At 43.2% G+C, this 21,868-nt stretch carries 13 protein-coding genes, 1 tRNA gene and 3 rRNA genes; 13 read left to right on the top strand and 4 right to left on the bottom strand.

Features of this window, described 5'->3' with window-relative positions:
• Window positions 1-43 precede the first annotated feature (43 nt).
• The 4 genes from nfi to FVA69_RS01890 all read left to right on the top strand — a co-directional run bounded on the left by nfi (window position 44) and on the right by FVA69_RS01890 (window position 2,565).
• On the top strand, window positions 44-715 hold the full coding sequence (nfi, locus tag FVA69_RS01875) for a deoxyribonuclease V (protein WP_164529313.1): 672 nt from the start codon (window positions 44-46) through the stop codon (window positions 713-715).
• Window positions 716-789: 74 nt separating this feature from the next.
• A complete protein-coding gene (locus FVA69_RS01880; RefSeq protein WP_109913182.1) occupies window positions 790-1,377 on the top strand; it encodes a YjaG family protein in 588 nt (195 codons plus the stop codon).
• A 199-nt stretch (window positions 1,378-1,576) separates the two neighbouring features.
• Window positions 1,577-1,849, top strand: a complete 273-nt coding sequence (locus FVA69_RS01885) for an HU family DNA-binding protein (RefSeq protein WP_004264522.1) — start codon at window positions 1,577-1,579, stop codon at window positions 1,847-1,849.
• A gap of 89 nt (window positions 1,850-1,938) precedes the next feature.
• Window positions 1,939-2,565: a DUF1481 domain-containing protein gene (locus FVA69_RS01890; protein WP_164528312.1), complete on the top strand. Its 627-nt coding sequence runs from the start codon at window positions 1,939-1,941 to the stop codon at window positions 2,563-2,565.
• 235 nt (window positions 2,566-2,800) lie between these two features.
• On the opposite strand, the gene purD is transcribed toward FVA69_RS01890, so the two are convergent.
• Window positions 2,801-4,084, bottom strand: coding sequence for a phosphoribosylamine--glycine ligase (gene purD / locus FVA69_RS01895; RefSeq protein WP_109913180.1), 1,284 nt, complete (start codon window positions 4,082-4,084; stop codon window positions 2,801-2,803).
• Between the two features lie 17 nt (window positions 4,085-4,101).
• Complete coding sequence (gene purH, locus FVA69_RS01900; protein ID WP_109913179.1) at window positions 4,102-5,691, bottom strand: bifunctional phosphoribosylaminoimidazolecarboxamide formyltransferase/IMP cyclohydrolase; 1,590 nt, start codon at window positions 5,689-5,691, stop codon at window positions 4,102-4,104.
• Window positions 5,692-5,993: 302 nt separating this feature from the next.
• On the opposite strand from purH, the gene FVA69_RS01905 reads away from it, so the two are divergent.
• The 9 genes from FVA69_RS01905 (at window position 5,994) to aceK (ending at window position 19,239) form a co-directional block, all read left to right on the top strand.
• The gene (locus FVA69_RS01905; protein WP_164528313.1) at window positions 5,994-6,152 is read left to right on the top strand and encodes a hypothetical protein; all 159 of its coding nucleotides are present in this window, start codon (window positions 5,994-5,996) and stop codon (window positions 6,150-6,152) included.
• A 257-nt stretch (window positions 6,153-6,409) separates the two neighbouring features.
• Window positions 6,410-7,949, top strand: a 16S ribosomal RNA gene (locus tag FVA69_RS01910).
• Window positions 7,950-8,087: 138 nt separating this feature from the next.
• A tRNA-Glu gene (locus FVA69_RS01915) sits at window positions 8,088-8,163 on the top strand.
• A 337-nt stretch (window positions 8,164-8,500) separates the two neighbouring features.
• Window positions 8,501-11,518 (top strand): 23S ribosomal RNA (locus FVA69_RS01920).
• Between the two features lie 146 nt (window positions 11,519-11,664).
• Window positions 11,665-11,780: ribosomal RNA gene (gene rrf, locus FVA69_RS01925) — 5S ribosomal RNA — on the top strand.
• The 16S, 23S and 5S rRNA genes sit together here with 1 tRNA gene alongside, the layout of an rRNA operon.
• A 1,341-nt stretch (window positions 11,781-13,121) precedes the next feature.
• Window positions 13,122-14,051 (top strand): homoserine O-acetyltransferase MetA, encoded by a 930-nt coding sequence (gene metA / locus FVA69_RS01930; protein ID WP_004915271.1) that lies wholly within the window; start codon window positions 13,122-13,124, stop codon window positions 14,049-14,051.
• 364 nt (window positions 14,052-14,415) lie between these two features.
• Window positions 14,416-16,014: a malate synthase A gene (gene aceB / locus FVA69_RS01935; RefSeq protein WP_164528314.1), complete on the top strand. Its 1,599-nt coding sequence runs from the start codon at window positions 14,416-14,418 to the stop codon at window positions 16,012-16,014.
• 56 nt (window positions 16,015-16,070) lie between these two features.
• Entirely contained in the window at window positions 16,071-17,378 is a 1,308-nt protein-coding gene (gene aceA / locus FVA69_RS01940; RefSeq protein ID WP_004915268.1) for an isocitrate lyase, read from the top strand.
• Window positions 17,379-17,505: 127 nt separating this feature from the next.
• The gene (aceK, locus tag FVA69_RS01945; RefSeq protein ID WP_109913085.1) at window positions 17,506-19,239 is read left to right on the top strand and encodes a bifunctional isocitrate dehydrogenase kinase/phosphatase; all 1,734 of its coding nucleotides are present in this window, start codon (window positions 17,506-17,508) and stop codon (window positions 19,237-19,239) included.
• Between the two features lie 67 nt (window positions 19,240-19,306).
• Here the strand turns inward: aceK and FVA69_RS01950 are convergent, their stop codons facing one another.
• Window positions 19,307-19,948, bottom strand: a complete 642-nt coding sequence (locus FVA69_RS01950) for a bifunctional 4-hydroxy-2-oxoglutarate aldolase/2-dehydro-3-deoxy-phosphogluconate aldolase (RefSeq protein ID WP_109913084.1) — start codon at window positions 19,946-19,948, stop codon at window positions 19,307-19,309.
• Between the two features lie 27 nt (window positions 19,949-19,975).
• On the bottom strand, window positions 19,976-21,826 hold the full coding sequence (edd, locus tag FVA69_RS01955; protein ID WP_184957495.1) for a phosphogluconate dehydratase: 1,851 nt from the start codon (window positions 21,824-21,826) through the stop codon (window positions 19,976-19,978).
• Window positions 21,827-21,868 lie beyond the last annotated feature (42 nt).

Here is a 21,868-nt window from a genome sequence, read left to right on the forward strand (position 1 = left end):
CTATGATTAAGAATAATTAAATCTCATAAGCAATGGACGCATGATGGTTTTAGATACTCAACGATTACGAAAAGAACAAACTAGCCAAGCTTCAAAAATTATTTTGCAGGATGAATTTCCACCACTCAAATTGATTGGTGGAGCCGATGTAGGCTTTGAACAGCAAGGCACTATTACACGTGCAGTGGTAGCTGTACTATCTTGGCCACAGTTAGAACTTGTTGAGTATCAAATAGCTCGAATACCGACTCAATTGCCTTATATTCCGGGATTACTTTCTTTTCGTGAAGTCCCAGGGTTAATGGCGGCGTGGGAAAAAATACAAAACAAACCTGAATTAGTGCTTGTGGATGGGCAAGGGATTGCACATCCGCGGCGGTTTGGTGTTGCCTGCCATTTTGGGTTACAAGCGAATATAGCCACAATTGGTGTAGCAAAAAGCCGTTTATGTGGTGATGCGGTTGAGTTAAGTGAAGAGCCTGAAAGTGTTCAGCCGTTAATGGCAGGTGAAAATCAACTCGGTTGGGTGTTGCGGAGTAAAAAATGCTGCAAACCATTATATGTTTCGCCGGGGCATAAAGTAGGTTTTTCGTCTTCCCTAGCGTGGGTTAAGCAGTGTCTAAGAGGCTATCGGTTGCCGGAACCGACGCGTTTTGCTGACGGAATTGCATCAAATCGAACGTTTTTTAAGCGAATGAATGAGAAAATCAGCTAATTATCAGCAAAATATGTGGCATTGACAGATTTTCAGGTAAACTGCGAAGTATTAAGATTGATGAGTCAGAAATTATGTTAAGAAATCCCATTCATTTGAGGTTGGAAAAATTAGAAAGCTGGCAACATACAACTTTCATGGCGAGCCTATGTGAAAGAATGTATCCGAACTTTCAAATGTTTTGTCAGCAAACTGAATTTGCCGATGCAAAAGTTTATCGTTCCATCCTTGATTTAGTTTGGGAAACTTTGGTCATTAAAGATAGCAAAGTCAATTTCGACAATCAGTTAGAAAAATTAGAAGAAATTATCCCATCAGCAGATGATTTCGATATGTATGGTGTGTATCCAGCTATTGATGCCTGTATTGCATTAGGTGAAATTATTCATTCGAAATTGAGCGGTGAAACCCTCGAACACGCAATATTGGTTAGCGAAGCATCCATTCGTACAGTTGCCATGCTCGAAATGACTCAAGCAGGGCGGGAAATGACAGAAGAAGAACTCAAAGAAATCCCGGCCGTTGAAGAGGAATGGGATATCCAGTGGGACATTTTCCGCTTACTGGCAGCTTGTGAAGAGCGCGACTTAGAGTTAATTAAAGGATTAAAATCTGACCTCCGCGAAGCGGGGGTGAGCAATATAGGTATTACTTTAAGCTGATTTTCGCATTTTCATTATCGAAAACGTGACTTGACGCAGTAATGCTGAGTACTAAGACTTCACATTTGCCCCTACTCTGGTCTACATTTAGGGGCGAGAAGAAGTGGCTATCGGGGGCGTGTATCAGGGGCTGTCAATTTGGCATATCCGACGCACTCGATGCTTTGCAAACGATAAACACACTGTGTAAGGATAATTTATGAATAAGACTGAATTAGTTGATGCTATCGCAGAATCAGCGGACCTGACCAAAGTTCAGGCAAAAGCGGCATTAGAATCTACTCTGAATGCTATTTCTGAAACGCTGAAAAAAGGCGAGCAAGTCCAACTGGTCGGTTTCGGTACTTTTAAAGTTAGCCACCGTGCTGCGCGTACTGGTCGTAACCCACAAACTAAAGCAGAAATTCAAATTCCTGCTACAACTGTACCCGCTTTCTCTGCCGGTAAAGCACTGAAAGAAGCTGTAAAATAAGAACATTGTACAGACGAATCACCAGAAGGGGTAAAAAACTACCCCTTTTGTTTATTCAAAAAGGGTTGCTGGTATTGGGAGCCATCTCAATGCTAAGCGCCTGTTCTTCTAATGCACCAAAGCTACCTGAGTTTAGTGCAAGCGGTTTTATTGCCGATGATGGCGTCATTCGTATGTGGCGGCTAAATAATGCAAAAAGCCAACCTCTGGTCTTAATGGTGGTTTATAGCCCCTATAAAGGCACAGACACTTCCGTTAATTTCTTCGAGTACCGCTCTGGTAACCTCTGGCAAATTCGTAGCCAAATCTTGAATCAAAAAAATGGTGATATCACTGAACAATTACGTTTCGATAAAAATAATGACGTTATTTTTATGCAGCGTGCTCAAGATGGCCATAAAACATCACTTTCGGCTGATGAAATCACGCGTTGGCGCTTTGAAGCAGAACGCATACTCGAGACAAACACTGCACTGATTGTCGGCGGCGTCAAACTCTATCAAGGTCGCTGGCAACAAGGCAAAGTGACCACCTGTGAGGGTGATGTACGCGAAGTGACTTTTGAACCCTATGCTGAAAAGTGGTTACAAAACCGTGCGAAAGTGTGGCATTCCCAGCTAAATTTAGCGTGGTTGGAGTCTTCAGAGGGAAACCAGCTTTTGATGGTAGCTGATACCGATTTTTGCCGCTGGCAACCTTCTAAAGATAGATTATAAATAATCGCTCGTCGTCTTTCGAACCACAGCTATATTGCTACGTTCGCTCACTCTAGTCACATACTTATGTATGCTCCTAGAGATTCTCTCTCTTGCAGCTTTGCTGTGATTCGAAATACTTAGAGCCATTGTCTGTGTGAATGGTCAAAGGCAAAAACAAATTCAAAAAATAGAAAATAAAAAAGCTGATAAAAGTTTCCTCTTATCAGCTCAGGGAATGGTTTAGTACTTTGTATTATTTTATACGAGCGATAGCGCGGTAGCCGATGTCGTTGCGGTAGAAGCTATCATTCCAGTGAATCGCTTTGGCGACTTCATAAGCTTTGGCTTGTGCTTTAGCAATATCATTACCTAATGCTGTTACGCATAGGACGCGACCACCGGCAGTCACGACTTCTCCATCTTTCATGCGAGTACCAGCATGGAAAACTTTACTATCCGTGGCTTCAGTGGTTGGTAAACCTGAAATTACATCGCCATTGTGGTAATCACCTGGGTAACCACCTGCAGCAATTACTACCCCTAAAGCAGGGCGTTCATCCCATAATGAATCTTTACCTGCTAACTCACCTTTCGCGCCAGCTAAACATAAAGCGACTAAGTCCGATTGCAAGCGCATCATAATAGGTTGAGTTTCAGGATCGCCAAAACGGCAGTTAAACTCGATAACTTTTGGGTTACCTGCTTTATCAATCATTAAACCTGCATATAAGAAGCCTTGGTAGCGATTTCCTTCTTGGTCCATACCTTTAACTGTAGGGTAAATGACTTGTTCCATTACGCGTTTATGTATTTCATCTGTCACAACAGGCGCTGGGGAGTAAGCGCCCATTCCACCAGTATTTAGGCCAGTATCACCATCACCAACACGTTTGTGATCTTGGCTAGTCGCCATTGGAATGACATTTTCACCATCTACCATAACGATGAAACTCGCTTCTTCACCATCAAGAAATTCTTCGATCACGATACGGTGGCCTGCATCACCAAAGGCATTCCCTGCTAACATGTCATGAACAGCTTCTTTCGCTTCTTGCAGAGTCATTGCAACAATAACCCCTTTACCTGCAGCAAGCCCATCTGCTTTGATCACGATTGGTGCGCCTACTTTATCTAAGTAAGCTAAAGCAGGTTCAATTTCAGTAAAATTTTCATAAGCCGCAGTAGGAATATGATGACGAGCTAAAAAATCTTTGGTAAATGCTTTTGAACCCTCAAGCTGTGCAGCACCTTGGGTTGGGCCAAAAATAGTTAAGCCAGCAGCCTTAAACGCATCGACTACACCAATAACCAATGGTGCTTCAGGGCCGACAATAGTTAAACCAATTTGCTTATCTTTGGCGAATTGAAGCAATCCATTGATATCAGTTGCCGAAATATTGACGTTTTCAAGGGTCGGCTCTAATGCTGTGCCTGCATTGCCTGGGGCAACATACACTTTATTTGCTAAAGGGGATTGAGCCGCTTTCCAAGCTAAGGCATGTTCACGGCCGCCGCCACCAATAATCAAAATATTCATTACTAGACTCCTAATAATTAGTGACGGAAATGACGCATATTAGTGAAAATCATGGCGATACCATGTTCATTTGCCGCCGCAATGACTTCATCATCACGGATAGAACCACCTGGTTGGATAACACAGGTTACTCCAACAGCAGCTGCGGCATCAATACCATCGCGGAATGGGAAAAAGGCATCTGAGGCCATTGCACAGCCAGCGACTTCTAAACCTTCATCAGCGGCTTTAATACCTGCAATTTTTGCAGAATAGACACGGCTCATTTGCCCTGCACCAATTCCAACGGTCATGTCATTTTTGGCATAAACAATCGCATTCGATTTCACAAACTTCGCGACTTTCCAGCAGAACATAGCATCTTTTAATTCACGCTCTGTAGGTTGGCGGTTTGTGACTACACGTAGCGCTTCCTTTTCAACCATACCTAAGTCACGGTCTTGTACCAATAAACCACCATTCACACGTTTAAAGTCTAATCCTGTAACTGGTTTGCTCCATTCGCCACATTCAAGTACGCGAACGTTTTGTTTAGTCTCAAGAATAGGTAGTGCATCTTTAGCAACAGAAGGCGCAATAATGACTTCCACAAATTGGCGATCGATAATGGCTTGAGCAGTTTCTTTATCTAATTGACGATTGAAAGCGATAATGCCGCCAAAAGCAGAAGTTGGATCAGTTTTGAATGCGTTATCATAAGCAGCATGAATCGAATCACCGATAGCGACACCACAAGGGTTTGCATGTTTAACAATGACACAAGCAGGCTCTTCGAATGATTTAACGCATTCAAGAGCTGCATCGGTATCAGCGATATTGTTATAAGACAGGGCTTTACCTTGGATCTGCTGAGCAGTTGCAATAGACGCTTCTTTTGGGTTTTCTTCTATATAAAAAGCGGCATCTTGATGGCTGTTCTCTCCGTAACGCATGTCTTGTTTCTTAATAAAATTTAAATTCAAGGTGCGAGGGAAACGGCCAGAAGGCTGGGTCGTATCACCATAATAAGGGGCAACTAATTCACCAAAGTAATTCGCAATCATGCTGTCATAAGCTGCAGTGTGTTCAAAAGCTTTAATTGCGAGGTCAAACCGCGTAGACCAATTGAGTGAGTTTTCGTGGTTATCCATTTCATCAATAATGATTTGATAGTCATTACTATTTACTACAATTGCTACGTCTTTATGGTTCTTAGCCGCGGAGCGCACCATGGTTGGGCCGCCGATATCAATATTCTCTACAGCATCTTCAAGGGTACAATTTGGTTTTGCCACGGTTTGGGCAAATGGATATAGATTAACAACGACCATATCAATCGGTGCAATATCATGCTGTTGCATAATGGCATCATCCGTACCACGACGACCTAAAATTCCGCCATGCACTTTCGGGTGCAATGTTTTTACTCGGCCATCCATCATTTCAGGGAACCCTGTGTAATCTGAAACTTCAGTTACGTTTAGTCCTGACTCAGCGAGTAACTTTGCAGTACCGCCGGTAGATAGGAGCTCAACACCACGTTGAGATAACGCCTTAGCGAATTCAACAACCCCTGTTTTATCAGACACACTAAGCAGGGCACGACGAATAGGACGAAGCAGTTGCATGAGATAGATCCCTTGGATTTGAATAAATAAGGCAATAACGAATATCAGTCAGTGAAAAACTCAACGAGCTTTTCTTATATACCTATTATATCTATTGATGAAAGCAAAGCGGAATTTGCCAACTTTCTCTATAACAATATATAAGTCACTAACAATTTCAGAACATAAAAACAAAATCAATGCTGAAATTTCGAATCAATTGTAACGCAAACGTTTGCGTAATGCGCGATAATTTTAAAATTATTTTCAGGTTGTGGATAACTTCGTGCATAAGTCAGTATAAGTAGGGGTTTTGCTGTGGAATGCAGCAGTTGAATAAAAAAATGCAAAAAAAGGGTTGCCAGATTTTTCTGACTCCCTATAATGCGCCACCACTGACCGGGAACAAGACAACGCAAAGCGCGGTGAACACTGAAACGGCAGCGAGAGATTCTGAAAAGAAAAAGCAAAAAATTGCTTGACTCTCACAGAGGAAAACGTATTATACGCCTCCTCGCGACAACGACCTCGAAGTCGAAAATCAACAGATTTAGTCGCAACGCTCTTTAACAATTTATCAGACAATCTGTGTGGGCACTCACAGGACACTATCAAAAAAATATTTGATTTTAAGTCTTGAAGAGTGACTAACACGTTAATTCATATATATGAACTAATAGGTAATTTGGTTTCTTCGGAAATCAAACGACAGTAAACATTCTTTGAGCATCAAGCTTTTTAATTGAAGAGTTTGATCATGGCTCAGATTGAACGCTGGCGGCAGGCCTAACACATGCAAGTCGAGCGGTAACAGGGGAAGCTTGCTTCTCGCTGACGAGCGGCGGACGGGTGAGTAATGTATGGGGATCTGCCCGATAGAGGGGGATAACTACTGGAAACGGTAGCTAATACCGCATAATCTCTCAGGAGCAAAGCAGGGGAACTTCGGTCCTTGCGCTATCGGATGAACCCATATGGGATTAGCTAGTAGGTGAGGTAATGGCTCACCTAGGCGACGATCCCTAGCTGGTCTGAGAGGATGATCAGCCACACTGGGACTGAGACACGGCCCAGACTCCTACGGGAGGCAGCAGTGGGGAATATTGCACAATGGGCGCAAGCCTGATGCAGCCATGCCGCGTGTATGAAGAAGGCCCTAGGGTTGTAAAGTACTTTCAGTCGGGAGGAAGGCGTTGATGCTAATATCATCAACGATTGACGTTACCGACAGAAGAAGCACCGGCTAACTCCGTGCCAGCAGCCGCGGTAATACGGAGGGTGCAAGCGTTAATCGGAATTACTGGGCGTAAAGCGCACGCAGGCGGTTGATTAAGTTAGATGTGAAATCCCCGGGCTTAACCTGGGAATGGCATCTAAGACTGGTCAGCTAGAGTCTTGTAGAGGGGGGTAGAATTCCATGTGTAGCGGTGAAATGCGTAGAGATGTGGAGGAATACCGGTGGCGAAGGCGGCCCCCTGGACAAAGACTGACGCTCAGGTGCGAAAGCGTGGGGAGCAAACAGGATTAGATACCCTGGTAGTCCACGCTGTAAACGATGTCGATTTGAAGGTTGTTCCCTTGAGGAGTGGCTTTCGGAGCTAACGCGTTAAATCGACCGCCTGGGGAGTACGGCCGCAAGGTTAAAACTCAAATGAATTGACGGGGGCCCGCACAAGCGGTGGAGCATGTGGTTTAATTCGATGCAACGCGAAGAACCTTACCTACTCTTGACATCCAGAGAATTTAGCAGAGATGCTTTAGTGCCTTCGGGAACTCTGAGACAGGTGCTGCATGGCTGTCGTCAGCTCGTGTTGTGAAATGTTGGGTTAAGTCCCGCAACGAGCGCAACCCTTATCCTTTGTTGCCAGCGATTCGGTCGGGAACTCAAAGGAGACTGCCGGTGATAAACCGGAGGAAGGTGGGGATGACGTCAAGTCATCATGGCCCTTACGAGTAGGGCTACACACGTGCTACAATGGCGTATACAAAGAGAAGCGACCTCGCGAGAGCAAGCGGAACTCATAAAGTACGTCGTAGTCCGGATTGGAGTCTGCAACTCGACTCCATGAAGTCGGAATCGCTAGTAATCGTAGATCAGAATGCTACGGTGAATACGTTCCCGGGCCTTGTACACACCGCCCGTCACACCATGGGAGTGGGTTGCAAAAGAAGTAGGTAGCTTAACCTTCGGGAGGGCGCTTACCACTTTGTGATTCATGACTGGGGTGAAGTCGTAACAAGGTAACCGTAGGGGAACCTGCGGTTGGATCACCTCCTTACCATTGAAGTGTTTTTGTGAAGTGCTCACACAGATTGTCTGATAGAAAGTAGAGCAATGGCTTTACGTGGGAGACTTATTCGAGAGGATAAGACTTACATGAAAATAGCAAAACGGTGTTTTGCAATTGAATTTTCGTGTCCCCTTCGTCTAGAGGCCTAGGACACCGCCCTTTCACGGCGGTAACAGGGGTTCGAATCCCCTAGGGGACGCCAATTGCGCCGATATCGAGTGAAAGACGATGTCCCCAATAATGATTAAGCCAATTATGTAAATAGTTGGTTTAACAATTATGCTCTTTAACAATCTGGAACAAGCTGAAAATTGAAAACAACGCACATTGTTTATCGCTTAAACAATGTGAGAGTCTCTCAAAAATCTCAACTTGAATAGTGTACTTTAAACTATCGAGTCGACGAGCGACATGAGTTCAAGGCAGCCCGCGCACAGCAAGCGCAGCGTACTTAACGTGCGTGAGCATTGCGCGCACGGACTAACGCCGAAATCATGAAGCACAGTCACTCGTTGTAAGAAGACACCTTCGGGTTGTGAGGTTAAGCGACTAAGCGTACACGGTGGATGCCTAGGCAATCAGAGGCGATGAAGGACGTGCTAATCTGCGATAAGCGTCGGTAAGGTGATATGAACCGTGATAACCGACGATTTCCGAATGGGGAAACCCAGTGCAATTCGTTGCACTATCGTTTGATGAATACATAGTCAAACGAAGCGAACCGGGGGAACTGAAACATCTCAGTACCCCGAGGAAAAGAAATCAACCGAGATTCCCCTAGTAGCGGCGAGCGAACGGGGAGCAGCCCAGAGTCTTAATCAACATTAGCATCAGGAGAACGGTCTGGAAAGGCCGGCAGTAAAGGGTGATAGCCCCGTATCCGAAGGTGTTAGTGTTGTGAACTCGACGAGTAGGGCGGGACACGTGTTATCCTGTCTGAATATGGGGGGACCATCCTCCAAGGCTAAATACTCCTGATTGACCGATAGTGAACCAGTACCGTGAGGGAAAGGCGAAAAGAACCCCGGCGAGGGGAGTGAAATAGAACCTGAAACCGTGTACGTACAAGCAGTGGGAGCCCCACCACCAAAGCATTTTCTGGTGTTGAGGACAACTTTAAAGTGACATTCAACACGCGTTGGCGGAGCGTTTTTTGCGACGCCCAACACACAAAACAAGCAGTGAATGTGCTTTGGGGTGGGGTGACTGCGTACCTTTTGTATAATGGGTCAGCGACTTATATTCTGTAGCAAGGTTAACCGTATAGGGGAGCCGTAGGGAAACCGAGTCTTAACTGGGCGAATAAGTTGCAGGGTATAGACCCGAAACCCGGTGATCTAGCCATGGGCAGGTTGAAGGTTGGGTAACACTAACTGGAGGACCGAACCGACTAATGTTGAAAAATTAGCGGATGACTTGTGGCTGGGGGTGAAAGGCCAATCAAACCGGGAGATAGCTGGTTCTCCCCGAAAGCTATTTAGGTAGCGCCTCGTGAACTCATCTTCGGGGGTAGAGCACTGTTTCGACTAGGGGGTCATCCCGACTTACCAACTCGATGCAAACTACGAATACCGAAGAATGTTATCACGGGAGACACACGGCGGGTGCTAACGTTCGTCGTGAAGAGGGAAACAACCCAGACCGCCAGCTAAGGTCCCAAAGTCATAGTTAAGTGGGAAACGAAGTGGGAAGGCTCAGACAGCCAGGATGTTGGCTTAGAAGCAGCCATCATTTAAAGAAAGCGTAATAGCTCACTGGTCGAGTCGGCCTGCGCGGAAGATGTAACGGGGCTAAACTATGCACCGAAGCTGCGGCAGCGATATGTAAATATTGTTGGGTAGGGGAGCGTTTTGTAAGCCTGTGAAGGTGTACTGCGAGGTATGCTGGAGGTATCAGAAGTGCGAATGCTGACATAAGTAACGATAATGCGGGTGAAAAACCCGCACGCCGGAAGACCAAGGGTTCCTGTCCAACGTTAATCGGGGCAGGGTGAGTCGACCCCTAAGGCGAGGCAGAAATGCGTAGTCGATGGGAAACGGGTTAATATTCCCGTACTGGTGATAATTGCGATGGGGGGACGGAGAAGGCTAGGCTATCCGGGCGACGGTTGTCCCGGTTTAAGGATGTAGGCAGGTGAATTAGGCAAATCCGGTTCACTACATGCTGAGGTCCGATGACGAGTCACTACGGTGATGAAGTAGCTCATGCCCCGCTTCCAGGAAAAGCCTCTAAGCTCTAGATTATCATTAATCGTACCCCAAACCGACACAGGTGGTCAGGTAGAGAATACTCAGGCGCTTGAGAGAACTCGGGTGAAGGAACTAGGCAAAATGGTGCCGTAACTTCGGGAGAAGGCACGCTGGCGCTAGGTGAAGTCCCTCGCGGATGGAGCTGAAGCCAGTCGCAGATACCAGCTGGCTGCAACTGTTTATTAAAAACACAGCACTGTGCAAACACGAAAGTGGACGTATACGGTGTGACGCCTGCCCGGTGCTGGAAGGTTAATTGATGGGGTTATCCGTAAGGAGAAGCTCTTGATCGAAGCCCCAGTAAACGGCGGCCGTAACTATAACGGTCCTAAGGTAGCGAAATTCCTTGTCGGGTAAGTTCCGACCTGCACGAATGGCGTAATGATGGCCAGGCTGTCTCCACCCGAGACTCAGTGAAATTGAACTCGCTGTGAAGATGCAGTGTACCCGCGGCAAGACGGAAAGACCCCGTGAACCTTTACTATAGCTTGACACTGAACATTGAGCCTTGATGTGTAGGATAGGTGGGAGGCTTTGAAGTGTGGACGCCAGTCTGCATGGAGCCAACCTTGAAATACCACCCTTTAATGTTTGATGTTCTAACGTAGCCCCGTTATCCGGGGTGCGGACAGTGTCTGGTGGGTAGTTTGACTGGGGCGGTCTCCTCCCAAAGAGTAACGGAGGAGCACGAAGGTTGGCTAAGCATGGTCGGACATCATGCGGTTAGTGCAAAGGCATAAGCCAGCTTGACTGCGAGAGTGACGGCTCGAGCAGGTACGAAAGTAGGTCTTAGTGATCCGGTGGTTCTGAATGGAAGGGCCATCGCTCAACGGATAAAAGGTACTCCGGGGATAACAGGCTGATACCGCCCAAGAGTTCATATCGACGGCGGTGTTTGGCACCTCGATGTCGGCTCATCACATCCTGGGGCTGAAGTAGGTCCCAAGGGTACGGCTGTTCGCCGTTTAAAGTGGTACGCGAGCTGGGTTTAGAACGTCGTGAGACAGTTCGGTCCCTATCTGCCGTGGGCGTTGGAAGATTGAAAGGGGCTGCTCCTAGTACGAGAGGACCGGAGTGGACGCACCACTGGTGTTCGGGTTGTCATGCCAATGGCATTGCCCGGTAGCTAAGTGCGGAAGAGATAACCGCTGAAAGCATCTAAGCGGGAAACTTGCCTTGAGATGAGTCTTCCCTGACTCTTTAAGGGTCCTAAAGGAACGTTTAAGACTAAGACGTTGATAGGTTGGGTGTGTAAGCGTAGCGATACGTTGAGCTAACCAATACTAATGAACCGTGAGGCTTAACCTGACAACACCGAAGGTGTTTTAGAGAGATTATGTTGATTTTCAAGAGAGCGTGAGAAGCCGAAAGGTGAAGGACACAGCAGCTTGTTCGAGATTGATGTTCTGGTTTAGTGCACGAAAGTGAGATTAAACGGGAACACACAGAATTTGTCTGGCGGCAATAGCGCGGTGGTCCCACCTGACCCCATGCCGAACTCAGCAGTGAAACGCCGTAGCGCCGATGGTAGTGTGGGGTCTCCCCATGTGAGAGTAGGGAACTGCCAGACATTCAATTAGTGAGAAAGCCACCCAATAGGTGGCTTTTTTGCGTTTGGGGGAAACTAACTAATTGTTGATGTTAGCGTTGAAGCCCCTTAATGTCCCAACTTCCCAACTTCCCAACTTCCCAACTTCCCAACTTCCCAACTTCCCAACTTCCCAACTTCCCAACTTCTTTCTTCTTTTAACGACTCGCTTAATTTATTTGATGTTATTCCTCTTCGTAGGGTCATTAGTCATGAATATAACTACCGTCAATGGCAGCTCACGATGCAAAGTAGTGAGTAACAACTCACTTCTATTTGGGCTACAAAAGGGGATGGGGAGTTAAGAGGGGAGAATTAAATCAAGGCGTTGTACCATTAGCATTCAGGGGAGGCATGTGATTGAGGGATACAAAGTAGTAAGTAACAGCTCACAAGTTATTTGGTGGGTGGCCAACTTCTCAATCTCCTAATTCTTTTAGGCTCAATTCCCTTTCTTACTTCATGAACCGATGAGATTTCTTTTCGACTCTCTTAACTTGCTTCAATTTCATCCCTATTCGCAGGGCCATTAATCATGAATATAACCACCGTCAATGGAAGCTCACGATACAAAGTAGTGAGTAACAGCTCACAAGTTGTTTGGTGGGGAGCGGAGTTTTAGTAAAACCCATGGATATCGTGGGTTAGTGATTTACTTATCACCGAAATGAATGGAATTAATTGAGGCAAAGTAGTGAGTAACAGCTCACCTCTATTTGGTTAGAAAAGGAGTATGGGGTGATAAAAAACCTAGATATAAAGCGATGGAGAAATAAGAAGTGTAGTTGTAGTTGGGAAAAATTAAATTGTATCTTCAATGTATTTAGAGGGTGAATGCTAATTAGAGATACAAAGTAGTGAGTAACAGCTCACATATTGTTGATGTGGCGGGGATTTTTAAATTAAATCAAATGGATATGATGATTTTGATGTTTTCCTATTGCCACGATGAATTCGATTGCTTGAGCAACAGTAGTGAGTAACAACTCCGATTTCATATTTGTAATGGAAATTAAATCATCACCATAACTTGGTCGGTGGTATAGAAGCTAACCTGATAGGCTAATCAAATAACGGTATCTTAGATATAATTTATCGAAAAATTTAAATAGCTTATGGTAAATAAAAATAGTAGTCACTAATACAATATATTGAAAATAAAAAGATTAATGGTTGTATATAATCATTAGAAATAAGCTATAAGTTACAGTGCTTGAAATTATTTCATTTAACCTTGAAACGCTCGACAAGATGAAAAACATTGGTTAGATTATTTAGCATTCTAGAAGTCTAAACGTATAAACAGATAAAAGGGGATGAATGATGCCTATTCGTTTACCAGATGAATTACCGGCAGTTAATTTCTTGAGAGAAGAAAATGTTTTTGTTATGACAACAACAAGAGCAAGTCATCAGGAGATCCGTCCCTTGAAAGTATTAATACTCAATTTGATGCCAAAAAAAATAGAAACTGAAAATCAGTTTCTCCGTTTATTGTCAAACACACCATTACAGGTTGATATTCAACTATTACGAATTGATCAACGAGAATCAAAAAATACTCCAACAAAGCACTTGGATACTTTTTATTGTGATTTTGAAGAGATACAGGATCAAAATTTTGATGGGTTAATTGTAACGGGAGCTCCGTTAGGCCTAGTTGAGTTTAATGACGTATTATACTGGCAGCAAATAGAAAAGGTGATAGCTTGGGCGAAGCAACATGTGACATCAACCCTTTTTGTGTGTTGGGCTGTACAAGCGGCTTTAAAGGTATTGTATGACTTACCAAAATGGACAAGAGAAGAAAAATTATCAGGTATTTATCAGCATGATACGTTAGAGCCGTACGCTTTATTAACTAGAGGGTTTGATGGCTCATTTTATGCGCCTCACTCTCGATACGCTGATTTTCCTGAAGATCTTATCCGACAGCATACTGACCTAGAGATTTTAGCAAGTTCACAGGAGGCTGGTGCTTATTTGTTTGGGTCAAAAGACAAACGCTTAGCATTTGTGACAGGCCATCCTGAATATGATGGAGATACTCTTGCACAAGAATATTGGCGTGATCTAGATGCTGGTATTTCTCCTCAGATCCCATGCAATTATTTCAAAAATGATGATCCCAACAACCCCCCGATCGTGAGTTGGCGTAGTCATGGGCACTTGTTGTTCTCAAATTGGTTGAATTATTATGTGTACCAGATCACACCTTTTGATCTTACGAATATGGAACCAACGTTAGATTAAAAAAAGAAATATAAATTTAAGAATTGCAATAAAATAAGTTTTTTTACTGGTTCTACCAGTTTAAATCAAGCTTATATAGTAGAAAGTGGAGCCACAGTTAGTCTGAAAGCAGCTATTTTTAGCTGCTTTTTTTGTTTCCAAAGAAAAATTTTAAAAATGCAGTTTTCTATAATTAGTTGATTTAACGACTATTTAACATTTTAATCTAGTTAAAGGAATGGGTAATCAATTTTTAATTTTATTAAAAACTCATATTTATCAATATAATGAAGTTGCATTTAAATAAAATGGAAATCGTTTTTGATTTATTTCTATTTTGATCTTATGCTTAATTCATAGTCAACGATGAATGAGGGTTTGGTCGATGGAGCAGCAATTATCTATATCGGAATTAACATTCACAAAGAATATTAAACAGCTTGATAATCAAGTATTAAATACTGATTCTATTGCATTTCTTTCTAGATTGGTTGAAGAGTTTCTTCCTCATAGAGAAAAACTATTAAAAGATAGAGTGCTCAGACAGCAAAAGATAGATGCAGGTTCTTTACCTGATTTTATTTCGGAATTTGATTCCATAAAAAAATCAGATTGGAAAATACAAGGTATTCCTGAGGATTTACAAGATCGCCGTGTCGAAATTACGGGGCCGGTTGAACGTAAAATGGTTATTAATGCTTTGAATGCCAATGTAAAAGTATTTATGGCAGATTTTGAAGATTCCCTCTCACCTTCATGGGAAAAATTGATCGATGGACAAGTCAATTTAAGGGATGCAGTTCGCGGTGACATTTCTTATACCAATGAAAATGGAAAAGTCTACCAATTAAAATCAAACCCTGCTGTTTTGATTGCGCGTGTTCGTGGTCTTCATTTAGATGAAAAACACGTTTTATCAGGAGATAAACCGATTCCTGGTGGGCTATTTGATTTCGCTATTTACTTTTTTAATAACTACCAAGCGTTATTAGAAAAAGGAAGTGGCCCTTATTTTTACATCCCAAAACTTGAGTCTTGGCAAGAAGCTAAATGGTGGAGCGATGTCTTTAGTATGGCAGAGGATCTAGTGGGTATACCTCGGGGAACGATTAAAGCCACCGTGCTGATTGAAACATTACCCGCAGTGTTCCAAATGGATGAAATCTTGTATCACATGCGTCACCACATCGTGGGGCTGAATTGTGGGCGCTGGGACTACATATTCAGTTATATCAAAACACTGAAAGAGCATGCAGACCGAGTATTGCCTGACCGCCAAGTTGTCACAATGACACAATCATTTTTAAGTGCTTATTCGCGCTTATTAATTAAAACGTGCCATCGCCGTGGCGCATTTGCGATGGGAGGAATGTCTGCTTTTATACCGAGCAAAGATCCTCAAGAAAATGAAACTATTTTAGCGAAAGTAAAAGCGGACAAAGAATTAGAAGCGAAAAATGGGCACGATGGCTCTTGGGTTGCACATCCGGGCTTAGCGGATACCGTTATGAATGTGTTTGATCAAGCACTTGGTCGGCACCAAAACCAGCTACATGTATCTCGTGATTTCGATGAAGAAATTACGGCTGACCAGCTATTAGAGCCTTGTGAGGGCGAACGAACCGAGGTGGGGATGCGGGCTAATATTCGTGTTGCAGTGCAATATATTGAATCATGGATTTCAGGGAATGGCTGTGTACCTATCTATGGTTTGATGGAAGATGCTGCGACAGCAGAAATTTCACGTACTTCAATTTGGCAATGGATCCGCCACGGTAAAACATTGTCTACCGGTGAAAAAGTCACTAAGGCATTATTTGAAGAAATGCTGGATGAAGAGTTACAGGTTATCCAAAAAGAACTTGGTGATAAGCGCTTTCAAAGCGGCCGCTTTCGTGAGGCTGCGGAATTAATGAGGCGCATAACAACGCAGGATGAGCTGATAGAATTCCTAACTATCCCCGGATACCAATTATTAGATTAAGCATAGTAAATAGAAAATTCGATAAACCCTACATATTCTTATAAAGGAAGTGGATCATGACTACATCGCGCTTAGAACAAATTGCCCAATTAGAAAGTGAATGGAAAAAACCACGTTGGAAAGGTATTACTCGCCCATATACTGCGGAAGAAGTAGTGAAATTACGTGGTTCTGTGAATATCGAACACTCTTTAGCACGCAAAGGTGCAGAACGCTTTTGGGAGCAATTACATGGTGGTTCAAAGAAAGGTTATGTAAATGCACTGGGAGCTTTAACCGGTGGGCAAGCGTTACAACAAGCGAAAGCCGGTATTGAAGCTATTTATTTGTCAGGTTGGCAGGTAGCCGCGGATGCAAATACTTCATCAAGTATGTATCCAGACCAATCACTTTACCCTGTTGATTCAGTACCATCGGTCGTTAAGAAAATTAATAATACTTTCCGTCGTGCAGACCAAATTCAGTGGGCGAATGGTATTGGCCCTGACAACAAAGAGTATATTGATTATTTTTTACCTATTATCGCGGATGCGGAAGCTGGGTTTGGTGGCGTATTAAATGCCTTCGAACTTATGAAAAATATGATAGAGGCAGGGGCTGCGGCTGTCCATTTTGAAGATCAATTAGCCGCGGTTAAGAAGTGTGGTCATATGGGTGGGAAAGTCCTTGTACCTACTCAAGAAGCGATTCAGAAGCTGGTTGCTGCTCGTTTAGCGGCGGATGTTTCAGGTGTACCAACTATTTTGGTTGCTAGAACAGATGCCGATGCAGCCGATCTTCTAACATCAGACTGCGATGCTTATGATGCGGCTTTTGTTACTGGAGAACGCACCTCTGAAGGTTTTTTCCGTACCAAAGCAGGAATTGAGCAAGCGATTAGCCGCGGGCTAGCGTATGCACCATATGCAGATCTTGTTTGGTGTGAAACGTCAAAACCTGACCTTGAAGCAGCAAGGCAGTTCGCTGAGGCTATTCATGCTAAATTTCCTGGTAAATTATTAGCTTATAACTGCTCTCCATCATTTAATTGGAAAAAGAATTTAGATGACAGCACGATCGCGCGTTTCCAAGATGAACTTTCAGCAATGGGCTATCGCTTCCAATTTATTACGCTAGCAGGTATTCACAGTATGTGGTTCAACATGTTTGATTTAGCCCACTCCTATGCACAAGGTGAAGGCATGAAGCATTATGTTGAAAAAGTTCAAGAATGTGAATTTGCCGCAATGAATAAGGGCTACACCTTCTCTTCGCATCAACAAGAGGTGGGAACAGGTTATTTTGATAAAGTAACAACCGTTATTCAAGGTGGTGCTTCATCAGTGACGGCTTTAACTGGGTCGACTGAAGAAGAGCAATTCTAGTTAGATTATTTTCCTTTTGATCGGTGTTTCTGGTGTCTTTGTTGGTTAGCTATATCTGTTAATTTTTCAGGCACGTTTAGTGCCTGTTTTTTATTCAAAATGAGTCTGTATTCTAATAGGAGTGGTTATGATATTGACGACAGAACAGATAATAGCGCAGACCATTTTACAAGGGTTTGATGCACAATATGGTCGTTTTCTTGAAATAACCTCAGGTGCACAAGAACGGTTTGAACAAGCAGATTGGCATGCAATTCAGCATGCGATGAAAAGACGAATTCAACTGTATGACCACCATGTTGGCTTAGTTGTCGCTCAGCTACAGTTTATGGGGTTAGTTCAATCTTTAACACCAGATAAACTGGCACAGATAAAAAATATTTATAAAACCTTATTACCGGATTACCCAAGGTTTGAAATAGCGGAAAGCTTTTTTAATTCTGTTTACTGTCGGTTATTTCGGCATCGGGAGCTGACACAAGATAACCTATTTATTTTTACGTCTCAGCCTGCGAGACGCTTTTCTATTGCTCCTAGGCCTCTAGCTCGCGAATACTTTGTTAATAATAATTTAGATGAGTTATTGTTTACTATATTAAGTGGGTTACCGCTAAGGTTAAAATGGCGGAATTTAAATTTAGATATTCATTGTATTATCAATGTATTAAAAACAAAATTTTCCGATATTGAAAGCCAGAAAGTCAGCTTTCATATCGCAAATGAGCTATTTTATCGTAATAAGGCAGCTTGGCTGATTGGTAAAATTTATATTAATGATGAGGTCTATCCATTCTTACTTCCTATTCATCATGATGATTGTCAGCACATTTATATTGATACGTGTTTAACCGAGTTTGATGAAGCCAGTATTGTGTTTGGTTTCGCTCGTTCCTATTTTATGGTGTATGCTCCTTTTCCTGCAGCACTGGTTTTTTGGTTGAGGGAGATCTTACCCAGTAAGTCAATTGCTGAATTATATATGGCAATTGGCTGTCAAAAGCATGGAAAAACAGAGTATTACAGAGAGTATCTCGCCTATATTAATTTTTCACGAGAGCAATTTACGGTTGCACCAGGTGTGAAAGGAATGGTGATGCTGGTTTTTACATCGCCTTCTTTCGATCGGGTTTTTAAAATTATTAAGGACCGATTTGCACCACAAAAACAGGTAACACGAGAACGGGTCTTAGAATGCTATCGTTTGGTTAAAGAGCACGATAGAGTTGGCCGTATGGCGGATACCCAAGAATTTGAAAATTTTGTGATTAGTAAATCCTCCATCAGTGATGAATTAATGGCGGAGTTATTGAAAGAGGCTCCATCTCAAATTGAAGATTTAGGTGATAACATATTGATTCGTCATCTGTATATGGAAAGAAAGATGATCCCATTGAATATTTATATGGATAATGCCTCTGATACACAATTGCATAATGCATTAAATGAATATGGCTGGGCGATTAAGCAATTAGCGGCTGCAAATATTTTTCCTGGAGATATGTTATTTAAAAACTTTGGGGTAACGCGGCATGGGCGTGTTGTTTTTTACGATTATGATGAAATCTGTTATATGACTGAAGTGAATTTTCGTAAAATTCCGGAGCCATTATACCCTGAGCAAGAGTTATCTGGTGAGCCATGGTATAGCATTGGGGAGCAAGATGTTTTCCCCGAAGAGTTTGCTTCTTTTATTTGCCAAAATGAGAAAATTCGTCATTACTTGCAACAATATCACGCAGATTTATTTTCAGCAGATTATTGGCAAAAGTTACAAAATAGGATTTTAGCGGGGCACGTAGAAGATGTTTATGCCTACCGTGAAGAATTACGTTTTTGTCATAACTTCAATGAGGTTGCATAATTATAATAGTATTCATTAAAGGCAGTTAAAAACGACCCAGCAAGGGACTGAGTCGTTTTTCGTGTCGTTATTTTTTTGCGCCTTGTACAGCCTCTTGTGCAAGTTGGGTGATTTTTTCGTAATTACCTGAATTCAAAGCCTCTTCAGGAACTAACCAAGAGCCGCCAATGCACAGAACACTATCTAGCTCTAAATAACTAAGGTAATTAGCGAGTGATATTCCACCCGTTGGGCAAAATTTGACTTGTGAGAAAGGGCCGGCAATAGCTTTTAGCGCCTTAACGCCACCGTTGGCTTCCGCTGGGAAAAATTTAAACTCTTTTAAGCCATATTGCATACCAAGCATAAGCTCAGAAACAGTTGAAATACCAGGGATTAAAGGAATATTTCCTTTGGTAGCGGCATTGAGTAATTCATCCGTCAAGCCGGGGCTAATTGCAAATTGTGCTCCCGCTTCAGTGACTTCAGCGAGTTGTTTTGCATTGATAACAGTACCCGCGCCAATAATCGCCTCAGGTACTTCTTTGGCAATGAGGCGAATAGCATCAATAGCACATTCAGTACGTAAAGTGACTTCTAAAACTTTAATGCCACCTTTGACTAGTGCTTTTGCAAGAGGAACCGCTTGTTCTAATTTTTTTATAACAATAACAGGGACGACAGGGCCTTGTTTTAATACGCTTTCAGCGGTTATTTTCCAATTATTCATTTTCTATTCCTATTCAATGAAAATAGATTAAAAATCAATGCTACAAGCGCCTTCTTCGGCACCTGATAAGTGTCTTCTTAACGCACCGAAAAGTTCCCTTCCACACCCACTATGTTCAGCAGTTAAATCAGCTTCAAAGGGTTGGCGCTTATTGAGTTCTTCTTCATCAACCAGTAATTGTAATTCCCCAGTCAATGCATTTACCCTAATAATATCGCCATTTTTTACTTTTGCTAACAATCCGCCATTGTAAGCTTCAGGTGTGACATGAATTGCGGATGGTACTTTGCCGGATGCACCGGATAAGCGACCATCAGTGACTAGCGCGACCTTGTAGCCTTTATCCATAAGGACACCAAGAGGTGGCATTAGCTTGTGAAGCTCAGGCATACCATTTGCAGATGGTCCTTGGAAGCGGACAACGATGATACAATCTTTATTGAGTTCGCCAGCTTCAAAGTGCGCTGCGATCTCATTTTGGTTATTAAATACGACTGCTGGAGCTTCAATGATTTGATTTTCTTCAGGAACTGCTGATGTTTTCATCACAGCGCGTCCTAAATTCCCTGAGAGTAATTTTGTACCGCCATGAGGTGAGAAAGGGCGGTCTATTTCAGCAATAACTTCAGGATTGAATGAGGTTTTAGGGCCTTCTCGCCATTCTAGTTGACCATTATTTAGCCATGGTTCCATAGTATAACGTGCCAGCCCAAATCCTGAGACGGTATGAACATCATTATGCAATAAACCTTTTTGCAATAGCTGGTGGATAAGCAAAGCGACGCCACCTGCGGCTTGGAATTGGTTGATATCCGCTTGGCCATTAGGATAGATACGGCAAATAAGTGGAACAATGGCAGAAATATCGGAGAAATCATCCCAATTGATAATGATCCCAGCAGCTCTAGCTATAGCCACAAGATGCATGGTCAAGTTAGTTGAGCCGCCTGTTGCAAGTAATGCGACGATGCCGTTGACAATCACTTTTTCGTTAACCAGTTGACCGATAGGTAAGTACTGACCTGATTGTTCAGTTAAACGCGTAATTTGTCGTGCGGCAGCTTCTGTTAATGCATCTCGTAGTGGAGAATCAGGTGGTACAAATGATGCGCCGGGGAGATGTAATCCCATCACTTCCATCATCATTTGATTTGAGTTGGCAGTACCATAAAAAGTACAAGTGCCGATACCATGATAAGACGCAGCTTCCGCTTCTAATAAGGCGAGTCTATCAACTTTGCCTTCAGCATACAGCTGGCGAATGCGAACCTTTTCTTTATTTGGTAAGCCTGTTGCCATTGGGCCTGCTGGGACAAATATCGCAGGAAGGTGGCCAAATGAAAGTGCGCCAAGCATTAAACCTGGAACAATTTTGTCGCAAATACCTAAATAGAGTGCGCCATCAAACATATTATGGGATAGGCCAATGGCGGTTGACATTGCAATGACATCTCGACTTAGCATCGATAGCTCCATCCCATCTTGACCTTGTGTTACACCATCGCACATTGCGGGAACACCTGCAGCGACTTGGCCAATTGAGCCTGCTTCTAATAATGCTTTTTTGAGTTGTTCTGGGTACTTGTCATAGGGGCGATGCGCTGAAAGCATATCATTGTAGGAGTTGATGATAGCAATATCAGAGCGAGTCATGCTTTTAAGAATTTGTTTTTCTTCACTTTGGCATGCTGCAAAGCCATGGGCAAGGTTACCACAAGCGAGTGATGCTCGATGGACGGTCATACTACGAGCCTGCTCTATTTTTTTGAGGTAAGCAGCTCGAGTCTTCACTGAACGAGAGATGATACGTTGAGTGATGCGATCAAGTTCTTTATTGATCACCGAAGGATTTGTCTCTTTAGAGGTGGTCACGCTCATGATAATTGCTCCATAGTGCAGTAAAAAGATGAATCAAACTGC

The sequence above is a fragment of the Providencia sp. PROV004 genome, assembly GCF_011045615.1.
GTDB classification, from domain to species: Bacteria; Pseudomonadota; Gammaproteobacteria; order Enterobacterales; family Enterobacteriaceae; genus Providencia; species Providencia rettgeri.